The organism is Kribbella sp. NPDC056861 (genome assembly GCF_040687575.1).
GTDB lineage: Bacteria > Actinomycetota > Actinomycetes > Propionibacteriales > Kribbellaceae > Kribbella.
The window spans coordinates 532,064-548,611 of sequence record NZ_JBFBNQ010000007.1; the positions used below are offsets into that span (position 1 = coordinate 532,064).

Here is a 16,548-nt window from a genome sequence, read left to right on the forward strand (position 1 = left end):
CCGGCCCTGGTGTTATCCCTACCCTGACAGGGAAAACCCTTGGCAACAACAGGGTTCCCAGCCCTAGCGTCGACCCCATGTCTCTGCTTGCCCAGGCCCAAACGCTGCAGGACGAAGCCAACGACCTGCTCACCCGCCTCGAGCTCGAGCGGGCATTCCCGTCGTTCGGTCCCGCACTGCTGATCGGCAGTGCCCGGTCGGGACTGCTGGTACTGCGCGATCTCGACGTCATGTTCACCGCCCCGGACGCCACCGCCGGCGCAGTACTGGCCGGCCTCGCCGACATCGCTCGGCGGGTCGAGCTGCTGTCCGTCGACTTCCGCGACGAGCGTGCTGACCGTCGGCCGACCCCGCAGTTCACGGACGAGAGGTTCTACGCAGTACTACGGCATGCCGGCTGGAAGATCGACCTGACCATCTGGGTGCACGCTGTCGAGCGGCCGCACGTCGCCGACGCGTTGCGGGTACAGGCGGCCACGGTGGAGGAGAAGGAGGCGATCCTCCGGCTCAAGTCCACGTACTCCGGTTATCCCGACCAGGTCGGCGGTTCGGAGATCTATGCCGCCGTGCTGGACCACGGCGTTCGCAGTACTGCGGAGCTGGCTGCTCATCTGGGCAGGTGAGTGCCGGCCCTTCGGCAACGCCACCGAAGGGCCGGCACTCGTTCAGGGGGTCAGAGGAGTCCCAGGGTGGCGGACTCCTCGTCGCTGAACAGGCGGGACCGGATCAGGAAGCGGACGCCCTCGGGGGCCTCCACCGAGAAGCCGCTACCGCGGCCTTTGACCACGTCGACGGTCAGGTGGGTGTGCTTCCAGTACTCGTACTGGTTCTTCGACATCCAGAACGCGACCGGCTGATCCAGGCCGTCGATGACCAGGTCACCCAGGTGGATGTCCGCGTTGCCGGTCTTGAACTCGCCGTCGGGGTAACACATCGGGGAGCTGCCGTCGCAGCAGCCACCGGACTGATGGAACATCAGCGCGCCGTGGATCTCGGTGAGGCGGCGGAGCAGCTCCGCCGCCTCCTCCGTGTAGGAGACTCTCTCCACAACAGTCATCAGGATCAGAAGAACCCGAGCTTGTCCGGCGAGTAGCTGACCAGCAGGTTCTTGGTCTGCTGGTAGTGGTCGAGCATCATCTTGTGGTTCTCGCGGCCGATCCCGGAGTTCTTGTAGCCGCCGAAGGCCGCGTGCGCCGGGTAGGCGTGGTAGCAGTTGGTCCAGACCCGGCCGGCCTGGATCTCCCGGCCCGCCCGGTACGCCGTGTTCATGTCGCGGGACCAGACACCGGCGCCGAGCCCGTACAGGGTGTCGTTGGCGGTCTTGATCGCGTCGGCGTAGTCGTCGAACTTGGCCACCGAGACGACCGGGCCGAAGATCTCCTCCTGGAAGATCCGCATCCGGTTCTCGCCCTCGAAGATGGTCGGCTGGATGTAGTAGCCGCCGCTCAGGTCGCCGCCGAGGTCGGCCTTCTCGCCACCGGTGATCACCTTCGCGCCCTCGGCCTTGCCGATGTCGATGTACGACAGGATCTTCTCGTACTGGTCGTTGCTGGCCTGGGCGCCCATCATCGTGTCGGTGTCCAGCGGGTTGCCCTGCTTGACCGCCTCGGTGCGCGCCTTCGCGTCGGTCAGGAACTGGTCGTAGATGCCGCCCTGGATCAGCGCCCGGGACGGGCAGGTGCAGACCTCGCCCTGGTTCAGCGCGAACATCGTGAAGCCCTCGAGCGCCTTGTCGTAGAAGGCGTCGTTGTGCGCCGCGACGTCGTCGAAGAAGATGTTCGGGCTCTTGCCGCCGAGCTCCAGCGTCACCGGGATGATGTTCTCCGAGGCGTACTGCATGATGAGGCGGCCGGTCGTGGTCTCACCAGTGAACGCGACCTTGGCCACTCTGTTGCTGGAGGCAAGCGGTTTGCCGGCCTCGACGCCGAACCCGTTGACGATGTTCAGCACGCCCGGCGGGATCAGGTCGGCGATCAGCTCCATCAGCACGTGGATCGAGGCCGGCGTCTGCTCGGCCGGCTTCAGCACGATCGAGTTGCCGGCCGCCAGCGCGGGGGCCAGCTTCCAGACCGCCATCAGGATCGGGAAGTTCCACGGGATGATCTGCGCGACCACGCCGAGCGGCTCGTGGAAGTGGTAGGCGACGGTGTCGTCGTCGACCTGCGAGATCGAGCCCTCCTGGGCGCGCAGCGCGCCGGCGAAGTACCGGAAGTGGTCGATCGCCAGCGGCATGTCCGCGGCCAGCGTCTCGCGGACCGCCTTGCCGTTGTCCCAGGTCTCGGCGACGGCGAGCAGTTCGAGGTTGTCCTCGATCTTGTCGGCGATCTTGTTCAGGATGTTGGCGCGCTCCGCCGCCGACGTCCGGCCCCAGCCCGGCGCCGCCCCGTGGGCGGCGTCGAGCGCGGCCTCGACGTCGTCGGCGGTGCCTCGCGCGATCTCGGTGAAGTTCTCACCGGTCACCGGAGTCGGGTTCTCGAAGTAGCCGCCCTTGACCGGCGGCACCCATTCGCCGCCGATGAAATGGTCGTACCGGGACTTGAATTCGATCGGACTGCCGTCGCTACCCGGCGCTGCATAGATCGTCATTAATCCTCCTGCAGAAAAAGAGCGTTGGCCCGCACCGTAAATCGGGCGACGTTGCACCGACGTTGCAGAGCTTTCGCTCTTGAATGCGCGCTCTTTCCAGGTGAGTCTGGAGCGTGGACGCACCGGAGCAGGCGCGCCGGCTCAGTGAGCTGTACGACGAGGTGCTCGGCGGGGGCCGGGTGCCCGGTGTGCCGCGCCCGCTGGAGCCGCGCCCACTGGTCGCGGAGTCCTGGCAACGTTCGCTGGCCGCCTCGGTCGACCCCGAGCTCGACGGCCCGCCGATGGTGCTCGCGGCCGACCTGCTGGCCGCGCTGCGCGACGCCCACCCGTTGCGCGCCGTGCTGCCGATCCTCCGGGCGACCCTGACGAGCATCGCCGACGAGGCCTCCCACATCATGATCGTCACCGACGCGCAGGGGCTGATCCTGTGGCGCGAAGGCGCGGCCGACGTCCGCCGGCAGGCCGACCGGATCGCGCTGACCGAGGGAGCGGTCTGGTCCGAAGACGCGATCGGCACCAACGGCATGGGTACTGCGCTCGCCGCGGATCAACCGGTCCAGATCCACTCCGCCGAGCACTTGGTCCGCCGGATCCACGCCTGGACCTGTGCCGCGGCGCCGGTGCACGACCCGGACACCGGCAAGGTGATCGGCGCCGTCGACGTCAGCGGTCCGCTCCGCACTGTCCACCCCGCCATGATGGCGCTGGTGACGGCAGCCGCCCAGCTCGCCGAAGGGCAGCTCCGGGTCCGGATGGCCAGCGCCGACGAGAGCCTGCGCGCTCGCAACATGCGCCACCTGACCGCGCTGGGCGACGCCCCCGGTGCGCTGCTCACCCCGACCGGCCGGGTGCTCGCCGTCCAGCCGCTCGCCTGGCTGCCTGATCGCCTGGACGTCTCGACGGGAGCTTCCCGGATCGAGCTCGGCGATGGTCGCGAGGCCGTGGTCGAAGAGCTGGACGAAGGCTATCTATTACGCATCCCCGGCCCGGTACGCCGACGCCGCCCGCTGCTGCGGCTCAAGCTGCTGGGCTCCGGCCAGCCGGTCGCCACCGTCGGCACCCGCGATGTCGCCCTGACCTTGCGCCGGGCCGAGGTGCTCGCGCTGCTGCTCCTGCATCCGTCGGGGCTGACGGCCGAGCAGCTGATGCTGCAGCTCTATGGTGACGAGGGGAACCCGACGACGGTCCGCGCCGAGATGCACCGGCTTCGCAATCTGCTCGGCCCCGGCGTACTCGACACCAAGCCGTACCGGATCGTCGCCGAGGCGTCGGGTGACGTCACCGACGTACTGGCTGCGCTCGGGAGCGGAGACCTGGCCAAGGCCGTCGACCTGTACTCCGGTCCGCTGCTCGGGCGGTCGGACGCGCCGGCGCTGCGGGTGGAGCGGGACGAGCTGGACGCGACGCTGCGGCGCGCAGTACTGGACTCGCCGGATGCCGAGCTGCTCTGGCGCTTCGCGCAGACCTCGACGGGGGCCGAGGACCTCGAGGTGTTCGAAGTACTCGACCGGGAGTTGCCGGCCGGCGACCACCGCCGGCCCGCGGTGTCGGCCCGGCTCGGGCGGCTGGCGAACTAGCGCGACCGGTCCGAAGCTGCCAGTTCCATATCTTGGACAGTGGAATTTAAGTGCAGTGAACTAGTCTAGTTTCGCAGGTGTGGCCGTCGTGGGTGACTCAGCGTCGTCGTCACGCCTGCGAGGGCGCGGCGGCGACCGAGCCACGCTCGATCAGGGTCGGCTCGACCGTGGTCCGGCGGACCCGGCGGTTGGTGTCGACGGCCGAGGTGACTCTGCTGACCACGTCGGCGACCAGGTCGTCGAGCGGCCAATGGAAGGTGGACAGCGGCGGACTGAGCAGCTGGGACATCGGCTGGTCGTCGTAGCCGAGCAGGGACAGCTGGTCGGGGATCCGGAGGCCGAGCTCGCGGGCGGCGGCGTACACGCCGAAGGCCATCGAGTCGGCCAGCGCCAGGATGCCGGTCGGCCGGCCGGCGGCGCTGAGCAGCTCACGGGCGATCTCGGTGGCGCTGGTCAGGTCGTGCGGACAGGGCACGATCCGGACCGTCAGCTTCAGGTCGAGCGCGATCCGCTGGGCGATCTCCTCGGCCGGGCGCTCGATGTCGAACCGGCGCGACGGGCTCAGCACGGCGACGTCGCGGTGGCCCGCGTCGGCCAGCCGGCGCAGCGCGGTGCTGACTCCGGTCTCGTTGTCGAACAGCACCTCGGACTTCGCCTTCGCGGCCGGCAGTCCGTCGCCGATCGCGATCACCGGCGCCTGCTCAGCGATCTTGGCCCAGCCCTTGGCGCCCGGATCGATCGGGATCACCACGATCGCGTCGGCGCGGTGGTCGACCAGGTGCTGGGCGAGCTGAAGCTGCCGGTCGGCGTCGCCGGCCGAGTCGATGATCCAGGCGTTGCGGTCGGGGGCCAGCAGCTCACGGCCGAGCGCGGCGGCCAGCCGTTGCTGCCACAGGTCCTCCAGCGAGGCGCACAGGACGCCGACCGAACCGCTCCGGCCGGAGGCGAGCGCGCGGGCGACGGGGTCGGCCTGGTAGCCGAGACGCCCGGCGGCTTCCTGCACCCGCGCTTGCGTCTCCGGCGTTCCTTGCAGACCTCGCAGCGCGTAGGAGACCGCGGCCATCGAGAGCCCGGTGTCCGCTGCGATGTCCTTGAGGGTCGGCCTGCGGCCAGTTCCGGACATGGAACCGACCCTAGGCCACGGCGGGGACATAGGCCTGTCGACCGGTGCACTTTGGCCGGGTGGAACTTGACAGATCAGGCTTTGAAGCGCTTCACTACGGGAGTCTTGAAGCGCTTCAAAGAGGATCAGCCGGCTGTGGAGGTGGACGCGTGAGTGGAGTGATCGACGTCCACCAGCACCTTTGGCCGGCCGAGTTCGTCGACCGCCTCCGGGCCCGGACCGAGCCGCCGTACCTGGCCGGCTGGACGCTGCACACCATCGGCGAAGCGCCGTACGAGGTGGATCCGGCCGCGCATGCCGTGGACAAGCGGATCGCGGCCGAGCTGGACGAGGGGACCTCGCTGGTCGGGCTGTCGCTGTCCAGTCCGCTCGGGATCGAGCTGCTGGGCGATGCCGCTCTCCTGGATGCCTGGCACGTCGGTGCTGCCGCGCTGCCTGAGCCGTTCAAGGCCTGGGCTGCCGTTGACCTGTTGGAGCCGGATCTCGCTGGGCTGGAAGGCCTGCTGGGACACGGGTTTCTGGGTCTTCAGCTACCTGCCCAGGTGCTGGGTTCGCCGGGTGGCTGGGAAGCCATTGCGTCGTTGCTGGGGCTGGCGGAGCGGCTGAACAAGCCGATTCTCGTGCACCCCGGGACGCCGTTGCCGCCTGGCGAAGAGCTGCCGGGGTGGTGGGCGCCGGTGGTCGATTACACGGCGCAGCTGCAGGCCGCTTGGTGGGCCTGGCACGCGTTCGGCGGGCGTACGGCGTACCCGAAACTGCGGTTGTGCTTCGTCGCCGCGGCTGGCCTGGCGCCTGTGCACCACGAACGGCTGACCGCCCGCGGCGGGCGGCTCGGCACCATCGACTCGAACCTGTACGTCGACACCTCGAGCTACGGCCCGCAGGGGATTGACGCCGTCGCCAGAGTCCTCGGGATCGACCAGGTCGTGCACGGCACCGACCGGCCGTACGCCGGGACCGTCGACCTCCGCCAGGGCGACGCCGCGACCGCGGTGATTCGCCACGACAACCCGCACCGGCTCCTGTACGGACCGGTGCCACCTCCTGAGAGGGGAGTGCAGTGACTGCTCAGCCCGTCGAAGACACACCCGTCGTACCCGCGCGCCATGCCAGCCGGCTCGTGGAGCTGAACGACTGTCTGTCGCTCGACAACCTTCCGGGACGTGATCTCACCCCCAACGAGCTGGCCGAGCTGGCCGGCGGGCTGGCGGCCCAGCCGCACCTGTGGGAGGACCAGGTCGCCTACAGCGACGACGAGCGGGTCTTCGCGTCGCTGCACCGCGACGCCAACGTCGACGTCTGGCTGATCTGCTGGACCCCGGTCAACGACACCGGCTGGCACGACCACGACATCTCCTCCGGCGCCGTCGCGGTCGCCCGCGGCCAACTCGTCGAGCACAACCTGGCGATCGGCACCGAGCCGATCGAGACCGAGATCGAGGCCGGCGACGTCTACGGCTTCGGCCCCGAGCACATCCACCGCGTCGTCGGCTCGGCCCCGGGCAGCGTCACCATCCACGCCTACAGCCCGCCGCTGTGGCGGATGGGCCAGTACTCCGTCAAGGAAGGCGTCCTGCGCCGGGTCTCGGTCTCCTACGCCGACGAACTCCGCCCCCTGGACTGACCCGAGTCAATCGGTGGGAGCAAGACAACAAAGCTTCCAGGACGAAGAACAAGTACAGAAATAGATAGTTCAGTGGCTGGCGCAGGCCGTGGTTCTCCGCCTGCCTGTGGACAACGAGCGAGCTCTCACCAGCAGATCAGGTGAGAGCTCGCTCGTTTGCATGGCACGAAGAAGACTCGGCGTACTGCTCGACCCGCCTGAGCTGGTGGGTGCGGTTAGTCGGGGGCCTGGCCTGAGGTGGTAGGCGTGGGCGGTTGGCGTCCACCGGGTTCGGTGGGCGCTGCGGGCTGGGCGGCCGGGCCGTGGTGCGGTGGGGGTTAGGGACCGGCCGAGGGGATGCCTGACTCGCCCCATGGGTTGAGGTCGGCGACTGATGCTGGGCTGAGCCAGGACAAGCCTCCGGCAGGCGACCCTGCGGTGACCAGGTTGGCAGCGCGGAGCGGGTCGCGTGCGTCGGGTGGTGGATCGACCATGATCGTCGTGGACGCGTGCTGCTCCAGGACGTGGCTCATCAACGTGTGTGGGTTGGTCGGGGTGGGGTCGGCCCAGGTCGGGCGGGCGACCGCGACAACGCCGTTGGTGATGGTGATGGTCCAGTGGCCGGCGTGGACCGCACGGTGGTGAGCGCCGCACAGCAACACCAGGTTGGTGATGGAGGTGGGGCCGCCATCGATCCAATGGATCAAGTGGTGGGCGTGACAGTTCGAGGGAGGGGCATGACAGATCACGCAACCTTTGTCGCGGCGATTCAGAGCGCGGCGGATGTAGCGAGACACGAACCGCAGTTCGGTGCCGACATCCAATGGCTGAGAATCAGTGCCGAGGACGAGGGGGAGGACGCGGGCGTCGCAGGCCAGGATCCGGACGGCGGCGGCTGTGAGGTTGTCGCTGAAGACAAACTCGCCGACGGCGTGGGCGGTGGCGGCTTGGAGGTCGGCGAAGTCGATGGTGACGGTGAGGTGTGGGACGCCGGGGATGCCGGGGGGTGGCGGTGGCTCCGGTGGCGACCTCGAGGATGGTGACGAGGGCGTCGGCGTGGCGTTTGCCGTGTGGTCTCGGGTCGGGGTCGCCGTCGATGGTCTTGTGGGGTTTGGCCAGGTCGTAGAGCGCCGTCTTCAGGAGTTCGGCGTTTTCGGCGGCGAGGTAGCCACCGAATTTGATGCCGCCGTGGACTGGTTTGAGCCAGAGGGTTTCGTCCTGGTAGGGGTCGGTGGGTTCGGGGCCGTCGGTGTCGAGGCGGGTGAGGACTTCGCGGCCGAAGGCGCGCAGTTCGAGTGGGGTGAGGATGCGGGCGGTGTCGATCAGCTGGTCCTCGGCGAACCGCAGGTCCTCGGACGGAACAGTCGGCGGTGCTTTCTCCAGGGTGGTGATGATTTCTTTGGCGTGCGCGGGGCTCACCACGGCGGTGTCGAGCGCGGTGGTGACGGCTTCGTAGTGGGGGAGGAGCAGGGCGAGTTTGAGGTCGCGGCGGAGTTCGCCGGGGTTGCGGCGGTGGTGCAGGGACAGCAGTTCGGTGGTGTCTTTGGCGCCGAGTTCTTTGGCGAGGCCGCGTCGTTCCAGGTCGGCCGTTGCCTGCCACGACCAGGCCTGCAGCGCGTTCACGGCAGCGTCGACGGTGTCGAGAGTGGACAGCAGGTCGCTGTCACTCAGTCGGCACGATGCGGGTAGCTGCTCGATCTCCATACCCACGAGCCTAGACAACCCCACCGACAGTTTTCGCAGCCGAAAGCCCTTGTAGATAAGGGGATCTACGAGTGACCGGATCCGGTCAGGTTGTCCACAGGACGGTTGCGGATGTGGATATCGAGAGTGCCTGATCTGCCCCAGGATGCCCCGCGAAATGGCCTGTGCCGCTGTCCGCGAGGTCAGCAGAGTCGGATGCTATGACGACTCAGGTTGATTTCGAGGTGCACTACACGTCGTTGCACGACGAGGAGACGAGACTCAATTCTACTTTGCGCGGGCGGTTCGAGTTGGCCCGGATGCAGCATCTGCTGGGGAGCTACCTGCCGGAGCCGCCGGCCGAGGTGGCGGATATCGGGGGTGGGCCGGGGGCCCACGCCTGTTGGTTGCAGGAGCGTGGGTACTCCGTCGAGTTGCTGGATCCCGTCGAGCGGCACGTCGAGCAGGCGACGGCGGCGGGGCTCAGCGCAGTACAAGGGGATGCTCGGCGGTTGCCGTGGGAGAACGGGCAGTTCGACGCAGCGTTGCTGGCCGGACCGATCTATCACCTGACCGAGGCGGCGGATCGGCGGCTGGCGTTGCGGGAGGCCATCCGGGTGGTCCGGCCGGGTGGGTTCCTGGCGGTGGTGGCGATCAACCGGGCGGCCAATCTGATCGGGTCCACGATCGCCAACACGCTGCTGAAGCGGCAAGGAGTGGTCACCGACATCCTCGAGACGGGGTACAGCCCGGACAACGAGCGGATGGCGCAGACGACGTACCACACCACCACCCAACTGCGGACCGAGCTGACCAACGCCGGTCTGCGGTCCGTCACCATCCACGGGCTGACCGGCCCCGGCGGCTGGCTGACGGTCGCCCTCGACCGGTACTTCGGCGAGATCGAACTCCCCGACTTCCTCTGCGAACCGGTCCCGATGGAGACCGCGCTGGAATGCTCCCGCCTCGCCGACCGCCACCCGGAGCTGACCCCGTCGAGCTCGCTGCTGTTCGCGGTCGGTCAGTGTGTTTGACCGCCGGCGCCGGCGGAAGACCCACGAGGAAGCAGTCCGGTACGCCGCCAACGGCTGGCCGGTCGTGCCCCTCGCAGTACCCCACCGAGGCGGCTGCCCCTGCGGCAAAGCCTGCATCGAGCCCCACGCGGCGGGAGAGGTGGTCCGCGACGGAACCAGCGCCGACGAGGTCTGGACCGGCCCGGACAGCTGGGGGATTGGTTTGGTGGCTGAGGGGTTCGACGTGATGCAGTTGCCGGCGCAGTACGGGGCGTTGCTGAACCATCAGTTGAAGGCGGGTTGTCCGACGGCGATGGCGCCGGCCAAGCGGCAGTGGTGGTTCTTTGTGGTCACGGGGTCGGTGTCGCGGGAGCAGGTGCGTCGGGCCGGCGGCGTACTGCGCTCAGGCGTGGCCGACTGGGTGCCGGCGCCGGGCACGTGGTTGGAGGACACCGGGCGGATCCGGTGGCTGGTGCAGCCGTATCTGACCGGGTGGAGGCCGTACCAACGCAAAGACCCGATAGACGAGGTGTTCAGCGGCCTTTGAACCGGCGGCTCGCCTTACCTACGCCGGCCAGCACGAGGGGAAGGAAGATCGCGACCAAACCGATCACCGCAGCCCCGACCACCCACCTGGTGTCGTCCGGTGCCGCAGTGGCGCCGGAGCGGGCGGATGCGCGGCTCGCTGTCACCTCGGCGAGCTGCGCTTCGTAGAGCTTCTGCCGTAGCGGAGCGTCTGCGGCGGCACCGGACGGGACCTCGGGCCAGGGTGCCACGCAGACACCCGTGGTCGGGTCCTTCTCCTGTCCTGCCGAGCAGACCACCTCGGCCACCCGGTGGTCGCTCGGCGGGGTCAGGAAGGGGGCCGGCAACGAGACCACACCGATGCCTAGGGCAACTACTGCGCAGCGCAGCAGCGGCGCCCGGTTGAGCACGCTCGAGTTCGTCCAGGCCACGAACGTCCGGGTGCGGTTCAGCTGCGCCTCCGGTACGCCGGCCGCGTCCGCCGGATCCTTCACCCGGTCGCCGCGGGTCAGGAAGGCCAGGTACGCCGTCGCGAGCAGCACCGCGAAGCCCAGGAACAGGCTGGGCAGGATGCCGCGCGCAGGCAACGGATTGTCGGTGACCGAGAAGGCCAACGTCAGCGCACCGGTGTACAGCGCGAAGATCGCCGTCGCGCCCTTCTGCACGAACTCCGCACTGCCCCGGGCCCGGTCGATCCCACCCTTGGCGACCGTCAAGATCGCCTCGCTGAACGCCGCCGCCGACGCGCGATCGGCATCCAGGTCGGCCTTCACCTCAGCCAGATCAGCACTCAGTACTGCGGCCTGCTCCGCCCGCCCAGCGCTCTGCAGCGCAGCCCGCTCCGCCCGCTCGGCCGCCGCGGCAGCAGCCCGCTCGGCAAGCTCGGCCTCGTACTTCGCTGTCGCCAGCGCGATCCGGGCCGCGAAGAACGCCGTGCGCTCCTCATGGTTGGCAGGCCGGGGCAACCCCCGTGCCAACCGCAACAAACGCCCCGCACGGTCACTCACTCGGCGGGCTCTCGAGATACGACTCCTCGGCCGTCGAGCTGTCGAGATACGACTCCTCACTCGGCGGGCTCTCGATGTACGAGTTCTCGAGCCCCAGCCCGGAATCGACCAGCCGGCCGTTGACCGTATGCAGCGGACTACTCCCCAAGTGCACCAGCACCCCGCTCACGCCGAGCTCGAACTCGTCCTCCTGATAGCGCCGGCGTTCCCACCGGCAGTACACGTCCGCCACCCCGTCACCCCCACAGTGCGTGATTTCCCCGCGCCAAGAATGCACTGTCGGTGACAAACACGGAAGGGGGTGGCCGGTTCGGCGGTCGGCAGGATAGACATGCCCAAACCGCGCTACGTGGGGGGACCACACCGATGTCAGAGCTTTCGATCCAGCCGTTGAACCCGCAGATCCTGCCGGCCGCGACGGGCAACTACACGCACGGCGTCCAGGTGGACGGCGCCGGCCGGCTGGTCTTCGTCAGCGGCCAGGTGCCGTGGGCCGACGAGCTGGGCAAGATCCCCGACTCGTTCGAGGAGCAGTGCCGGATGGTCTGGCGCAACGTGCTCGCCGTACTGGCCGAGTCCGGGCTCGGCCTGCGGAACCTGGTCAAGGTGACCACCTACCTGTCCGACCGCCAGTACCGGGCGCTCAACTCGAAGATCCGCGAGGAGATCCTCGGTGAGCACGCCCCGGCACTGACGATCATCATCTGCGACATCTACGCCGAGGAGTGGCTCCTCGAGATCGACGCGATCGCCGCCACCTGACCAGCGATCAGCTCAGCTCAGGCCCAGATCAGACGAAGCTCAGGCCCAGGTCTCCGCGTGCGTGATGGCGCCGTTCGGGGCGCCGATCTCGGAGATGACGTCCTCGGCGTCGGCCTCCAGCGCCTCGAACGGGTACTCCGGTACGACGTACGCGCGAGCGCCGGCCACCAGATCGACCCCCGGCAGCTCGAACCACGCCTCGCCGACCTCGCGGCTGATCTCGTAGATGGCCTGCTCGGCGGTCTCGACCGGCTCCCGCTCACCGGTCTCGTCCAGCTCGGCCGGGTGCCGCTCCTGGGCTGACCGGCCGGCCTCCAGCAGCGCCTCCAGGTCGACCACGCGCAGGTCGAACCGCGACACCACGCTGATCACCTGGTCGAGCTCCTCGGCCTCCTCGTCCTCTTCCTCGCCGACCTCGTCGTCCAGCAGCAGCGGCGCGGTCCCGGTGTGCTCGAAGACGGCGTCGTTCCAGCCCTCGACCAGCTCCTCGAGGGCCGAGTTCTGCTCGTAGAGGGCGTTCTGGTCCTCTTCACCGGTCATCGCGAGCAGGGCCTCGGTGTGGGCCTGCAGGCGTTCGGCCAGCTGGCGGCTGGCCTCGGCCAGCGCCTTGCGGCTCTCCTCGGAGAAGAACTGCTCCCCGGTGGCGGAGAACTCCTGGTTGTCCACTTCAGTCACTGCGTCTTCCCTCACTGTGGTCGGGCCTGCTCATGCCAGCCGTAAGTATGCGAGAGACGTGTGAGAGCTGGATGGGCGGGTGTGAGAGAGCTGCGAGAACCCTGCTGACGGCGCAAACAAAGCAGTTCAGTGAAGACATGAGCACTGATGCCGAGAGGTGGGGACAGCCGTGAAGGACGTGCTGTACCTGGCCCTGTGTGTAGCCACGTTCGCGACCGTCTGGTTCGCCCTGCGCGGGGTGGAGAAGCTGTGAGCGCCGAGAACATCGCCGGCCTCCTGGTGGCCGCGGCGCTGGTCCTCTACCTGATCGCCGCCCTGATCTTCCCCGAGAGGTTCTGATGTCCGACACCGCCGCCGGCCTGCTCCAGGTCGGCCTGCTGGTCGCGCTCCTGGCCGCCGTGTACCGCCCGCTCGGCGGCTACCTGGCCCGGGTCTTCACGTCCGAGAAGGACGGCCGGATCGAGCGCGGCGCCTACAAGTTGCTGGGGGTCGACGCCAAGGCGGACCAGACCTGGGCGGTCTACGGCCGCTCACTGCTCGCCTTCTCGGCCGTCAGCCTGGTCTTCCTCTACCTGCTGCAACGCCTGCAGTCGTACCTGCCGCTGTCACTGGGCCTGCCGAACGTCGAGCAGGGGCTGGCCTTCAACACGGCCGCCTCGTTCGTCGCGAACACCAACTGGCAGTCCTACTCACCCGAGGTGACGATGGGCCACCTGGTCCAGTTCGCCGGCCTCGCGGTGCAGAACTTCCTGTCCGCCGCTGTCGGCATCACCGTCGCGGTCGCGCTGATCCGCGGCTTCGCCCGGTCCAAGACCAACCGGCTCGGCAACTTCTGGGTCGACCTGACCCGGACGATCACCCGGATCCTGCTCCCGATGGCCGTGATCGGCGGCCTCGCGCTGGTCGCGATGGGCGTCGTACAGAACCTCTCCGGCGGCCACGAGGTCACCTCGCTGATCGGCCAGGGCCAGCACCTGCCCGGCGGCCCGGTCGCGAGCCAGGAGGTGATCAAGGAACTCGGCACCAACGGCGGCGGCTTCTACAACGCCAACTCCGCGCACCCGTTCGAGAACCCCAACCCGCTGTCCAACCTGTTCGAGATCTTCCTGATGCTGGTGATCCCGGTCGCGCTGACCCGCACCTTCGGCCTGATGGTCAACGACAAGCGGCAGGGCTACGCGATCCTCGGCGTGATGACGACCCTCTGGGCCGCCTTCACCGCCGCGCTCACCGCCTTCGAGGTGCGCGGCGACTCGCTGGAGGGCAAGGAGACCCGCTTCGGCGAATGGGCCTCCACCCTCTTCAGCTCGACCACGACCGGTACGTCGACCGGCGCCGTCAACGCGGCCCACGACTCGTACAGCCCACTCGGCGGCGGTACTGCGCTGTTCCACATGATGCTGGGCGAGGTCACGCCGGGCGGCACCGGTTCGGGGCTCTACGGGATGCTCGTGCTCGCCGTGCTGGCCGTGTTCGTGGCCGGGCTGATGGTCGGCCGGACACCGGAGTACCTGCGCAAGAAGATCACCGCGCGGGAGATGAAGCTGGTCTCGCTCTACATCCTGGCGACGCCTTCGCTGGTGCTGATCGGCACCGCGGTCGCGATGGGGCTGGAGTCCGCCCGGGCGTCGATCTTCAACACCGGTGGACCGCACGGCTTCTCCGAGGTGCTGTACGCCTTCACCTCGGCCGCCAACAACAATGGCAGCGCGTTCGGTGGCCTGAGTGCCAACACGCCCTTCTACAACACGGTTCTGGGCATTGCGATGCTGCTCGGCCGCTTCGTGCCGATCGTCATCGTGCTCGCCCTGGCCGGTTCGCTGGCCCGGCAACAGCCGGTACCGGTGAACGCGGGCACGCTGCCCACCCACAGGCCGTTGTTCGTCGCACTGCTGATCGGTGTCGTGCTGATCGTCACCGGTCTGACCTACTTCCCCGCACTGACTCTAGGACCCCTCGCGGAGGGACTGTGAACACCCCGAAGATGCTGCTCACCTCGCTACCGGACGCGCTGCGCAAGCTCGATCCGCGGGTGATGGTGAAGAACCCGGTGATGTTCGTGGTCGAGGTCGGCGCCGTCGCCGCCACGATCCTCGCCTTCACCGACTCCACCGTGTTCGTCTGGTGGATCGTGGTCTGGCTCTGGCTGACCGTGGTGTTCGCCAACCTGGCCGAGGCGGTCGCCGAAGGACGTGGCAAGGCCCAGGCGGCCACGCTGCGCCGGGCCAAGACCGAGACGTCGGCCCGGCGGCTGGCCGCTGACGGCGTCACCGAAGAAGAGGTACCGGCTACCGCACTGCGGCTGGGCGATCGGGTGGTGGTCGAGGCCGGCCAGATCATCCCCGGCGACGGAGACGTCGTCGAGGGTGTGGCGAGTGTCGACGAGTCGGCCATCACCGGTGAGTCCGCGCCGGTGATCCGCGAGTCCGGCGGCGACCGCAGCGCGGTCACCGGCGGGACGAAGGTGCTGTCGGACCGGATCGTCGTGAAGATCACCACCAAACCCGGTGAGAGCTTCATCGACCGGATGATCGCGCTGGTCGAGGGCGCCTCGCGGCAGAAGACGCCGAACGAGATCGCCCTGAACATCCTGCTCGCCAGCCTGACGATCGTGTTCCTGATGGCGACCGTGACGCTGCCGCCGCTGGCGAAGTACGCCGGGATCGACCTGAGCATCGTGGTGCTGGTCGCACTGCTGGTCTGCCTGATCCCGACCACCATCGGCGCATTGCTGTCGGCGATCGGTATCGCGGGCATGGACCGGCTGGTCCAGCGCAACGTGCTGGCGATGTCCGGCCGGGCGGTCGAAGCGGCCGGTGACGTGAACACGTTGCTGCTCGACAAGACCGGCACCATCACGCTGGGCAACCGGCAGGCGTCGGAGTTCATCCCGCTCGCCGGGGTGACCGAGACCGAGCTGGCCGACGCGGCGCAGCTGTCCAGCCTGGCCGACGAGACGCCCGAGGGCCGCTCGATCGTCGTCCTGGCGAAGACGAAGTACGGGCTGCGGGAACGGCACACCGGTGAGCTGCCGCACGCGTCGTTCGTCGAGTTCACCGCGCAGACCCGGATGAGCGGCGTCGACGTGGACGGCCGGCAGATCCGCAAGGGCGCGGCCGGCGCGATCACCGCCTGGATCCACGACCAGGGCGGCACCGTGGTGGCCCAGCTCGGCGACGTCGTCGACGGCATCTCCGCGTCCGGCGGCACCCCGCTGGTAGTTGCCATCAGCAAGGAAGAGGTGACCCGGCCGCTGGGGGTGATCCACCTCAAGGACGTGGTCAAGGAAGGGATGCGGGAGCGCTTCGACCAGATGCGCGCGATGGGCATCCGGACCGTGATGATCACCGGCGACAACCAGCTGACCGCGAAGGCGATCGCCGAAGAGGCCGGGGTGGACGACTTCCTCGCCGAGGCGACGCCCGAGGACAAGATGGCGCTGATCAAGAAGGAGCAGGAGGGCGGCCGGCTGGTCGCGATGACCGGTGACGGCACCAACGACGCGCCGGCGCTGGCCCAGGCCGACGTCGGCGTGGCGATGAACTCAGGGACGTCGGCGGCCAAGGAGGCCGGCAACATGGTCGACCTGGACTCCAACCCGACCAAGCTGATCGAGATCGTCGAGATCGGCAAGCAGTTGCTGATCACCCGCGGTTCGCTGACCACGTTCTCGATCGCGAACGACGTGGCCAAGTACTTCGCGATCCTGCCGGCCCTGTTCGCGGCCGCCTATCCGGGCCTGGACAAGCTCAACCTGATGCGGCTGGACTCGGCCGAGTCGGCGATCCTGTCCGCGGTCGTCTTCAACGCGGTGGTGATCATCGCGCTGGTCCCGCTGGCGCTGCGCGGCGTGAAGTACAAGCCGTCCTCGGCCTCGGCGATGCTGCGCCGCAACCTGCTGATCTACGGCGTCGGCGGCCTGGTCACCCCGTTCGTCGGGATCAAACTCATCGACCTGCTGATCTCGCTCATCCCGGGCATCGGCTGAGAAGGA

At 68.5% G+C, this 16,548-nt stretch carries 18 protein-coding genes; 10 read left to right on the top strand and 8 right to left on the bottom strand.

Features of this window, described 5'->3' with window-relative positions; all coding sequences use genetic code 11:
• The first annotated feature begins 77 nt into the window (after window positions 1-77).
• Window positions 78-623: a hypothetical protein gene (locus AB0P21_RS34215; protein ID WP_363702261.1), complete on the top strand. Its 546-nt coding sequence runs from the start codon at window positions 78-80 to the stop codon at window positions 621-623.
• Window positions 624-673: 50 nt separating this feature from the next.
• Here the strand turns inward: AB0P21_RS34215 and AB0P21_RS34220 are convergent, their stop codons facing one another.
• Together AB0P21_RS34220 and adh are read right to left on the bottom strand one after the other, a co-directional pair.
• Window positions 674-1,057 carry a DUF779 domain-containing protein gene (locus AB0P21_RS34220; RefSeq protein WP_363702263.1) on the bottom strand — a complete coding sequence of 128 codons (384 nt, stop codon included), beginning with the start codon at window positions 1,055-1,057 and terminating at the stop codon, window positions 674-676.
• A gap of 5 nt (window positions 1,058-1,062) precedes the next feature.
• Window positions 1,063-2,586 (bottom strand): aldehyde dehydrogenase, encoded by a 1,524-nt coding sequence (adh, locus tag AB0P21_RS34225; RefSeq protein WP_363702265.1) that lies wholly within the window; start codon window positions 2,584-2,586, stop codon window positions 1,063-1,065.
• A 113-nt stretch (window positions 2,587-2,699) separates the two neighbouring features.
• Here adh and AB0P21_RS34230 point away from each other — a divergent pair, with 113 nt between their 5' ends.
• Window positions 2,700-4,163, top strand: coding sequence for a GAF domain-containing protein (locus AB0P21_RS34230; protein ID WP_363702267.1), 1,464 nt, complete (start codon window positions 2,700-2,702; stop codon window positions 4,161-4,163).
• 109 nt (window positions 4,164-4,272) lie between these two features.
• Here AB0P21_RS34230 and AB0P21_RS34235 read toward each other — a convergent pair whose 3' ends face one another.
• Entirely contained in the window at window positions 4,273-5,286 is a 1,014-nt protein-coding gene (locus AB0P21_RS34235; RefSeq protein ID WP_363702269.1) for a LacI family DNA-binding transcriptional regulator, read from the bottom strand.
• 149 nt (window positions 5,287-5,435) lie between these two features.
• Between AB0P21_RS34235 and AB0P21_RS34240 the strand changes: the two genes are divergently transcribed.
• The gene (locus AB0P21_RS34240; RefSeq protein ID WP_363702271.1) at window positions 5,436-6,350 is read left to right on the top strand and encodes an amidohydrolase; all 915 of its coding nucleotides are present in this window, start codon (window positions 5,436-5,438) and stop codon (window positions 6,348-6,350) included.
• Window positions 6,347-6,910, top strand: a complete 564-nt coding sequence (locus AB0P21_RS34245; protein WP_363702273.1) for a cysteine dioxygenase family protein — start codon at window positions 6,347-6,349, stop codon at window positions 6,908-6,910. Before AB0P21_RS34240 ends, AB0P21_RS34245 begins: the two co-directional genes overlap by 4 nt.
• A gap of 317 nt (window positions 6,911-7,227) precedes the next feature.
• On the opposite strand, the gene AB0P21_RS34250 is transcribed toward AB0P21_RS34245, so the two are convergent.
• Window positions 7,228-7,686: an HNH endonuclease signature motif containing protein gene (locus AB0P21_RS34250; RefSeq protein ID WP_363702337.1), complete on the bottom strand. Its 459-nt coding sequence runs from the start codon at window positions 7,684-7,686 to the stop codon at window positions 7,228-7,230.
• A gap of 37 nt (window positions 7,687-7,723) precedes the next feature.
• Entirely contained in the window at window positions 7,724-8,593 is an 870-nt protein-coding gene (locus AB0P21_RS34255; RefSeq protein WP_363702275.1) for a DUF222 domain-containing protein, read from the bottom strand.
• Window positions 8,594-8,793: 200 nt separating this feature from the next.
• Here AB0P21_RS34255 and AB0P21_RS34260 point away from each other — a divergent pair, with 200 nt between their 5' ends.
• Both AB0P21_RS34260 and AB0P21_RS34265 read left to right on the top strand, forming a co-directional pair.
• A complete protein-coding gene (locus AB0P21_RS34260) occupies window positions 8,794-9,606 on the top strand; it encodes a class I SAM-dependent methyltransferase (protein WP_363702277.1) in 813 nt (270 codons plus the stop codon).
• Window positions 9,599-10,132: a hypothetical protein gene (locus AB0P21_RS34265; protein WP_363702279.1), complete on the top strand. Its 534-nt coding sequence runs from the start codon at window positions 9,599-9,601 to the stop codon at window positions 10,130-10,132. The genes AB0P21_RS34260 and AB0P21_RS34265 overlap by 8 nt, the downstream gene beginning before the upstream one ends.
• On the opposite strand, the gene AB0P21_RS34270 is transcribed toward AB0P21_RS34265, so the two are convergent.
• Both AB0P21_RS34270 and AB0P21_RS34275 read right to left on the bottom strand, forming a co-directional pair.
• Window positions 10,119-11,117, bottom strand: a complete 999-nt coding sequence (locus AB0P21_RS34270; protein WP_363702281.1) for a hypothetical protein — start codon at window positions 11,115-11,117, stop codon at window positions 10,119-10,121. The two genes, AB0P21_RS34265 and AB0P21_RS34270, sit on opposite strands and share 14 nt — an antisense overlap.
• Window positions 11,110-11,349, bottom strand: coding sequence for a hypothetical protein (locus AB0P21_RS34275; RefSeq protein ID WP_363702282.1), 240 nt, complete (start codon window positions 11,347-11,349; stop codon window positions 11,110-11,112). Before AB0P21_RS34275 ends, AB0P21_RS34270 begins: the two co-directional genes overlap by 8 nt.
• 134 nt (window positions 11,350-11,483) lie before the next feature.
• Between AB0P21_RS34275 and AB0P21_RS34280 the strand changes: the two genes are divergently transcribed.
• Entirely contained in the window at window positions 11,484-11,879 is a 396-nt protein-coding gene (locus AB0P21_RS34280; RefSeq protein WP_363702284.1) for a RidA family protein, read from the top strand.
• Window positions 11,880-11,918: 39 nt separating this feature from the next.
• Here AB0P21_RS34280 and AB0P21_RS34285 read toward each other — a convergent pair whose 3' ends face one another.
• Entirely contained in the window at window positions 11,919-12,554 is a 636-nt protein-coding gene (locus AB0P21_RS34285) for a hypothetical protein (protein ID WP_363702286.1), read from the bottom strand.
• A 249-nt stretch (window positions 12,555-12,803) separates the two neighbouring features.
• On the opposite strand from AB0P21_RS34285, the gene kdpF reads away from it, so the two are divergent.
• From kdpF to kdpB, 3 genes are read left to right on the top strand one after another with little or no spacing between them, the layout of a single operon-like run.
• Window positions 12,804-12,893 (top strand): K(+)-transporting ATPase subunit F, encoded by a 90-nt coding sequence (gene kdpF / locus AB0P21_RS34290; RefSeq protein ID WP_363702288.1) that lies wholly within the window; start codon window positions 12,804-12,806, stop codon window positions 12,891-12,893.
• On the top strand, window positions 12,893-14,527 hold the full coding sequence (kdpA, locus tag AB0P21_RS34295) for a potassium-transporting ATPase subunit KdpA (RefSeq protein WP_363702290.1): 1,635 nt from the start codon (window positions 12,893-12,895) through the stop codon (window positions 14,525-14,527). The genes kdpF and kdpA overlap by 1 nt, the downstream gene beginning before the upstream one ends.
• Window positions 14,528-14,538: 11 nt before the next feature.
• A complete protein-coding gene (gene kdpB / locus AB0P21_RS34300) occupies window positions 14,539-16,542 on the top strand; it encodes a potassium-transporting ATPase subunit KdpB (RefSeq protein WP_363702339.1) in 2,004 nt (667 codons plus the stop codon).
• Window positions 16,543-16,548 lie beyond the last annotated feature (6 nt).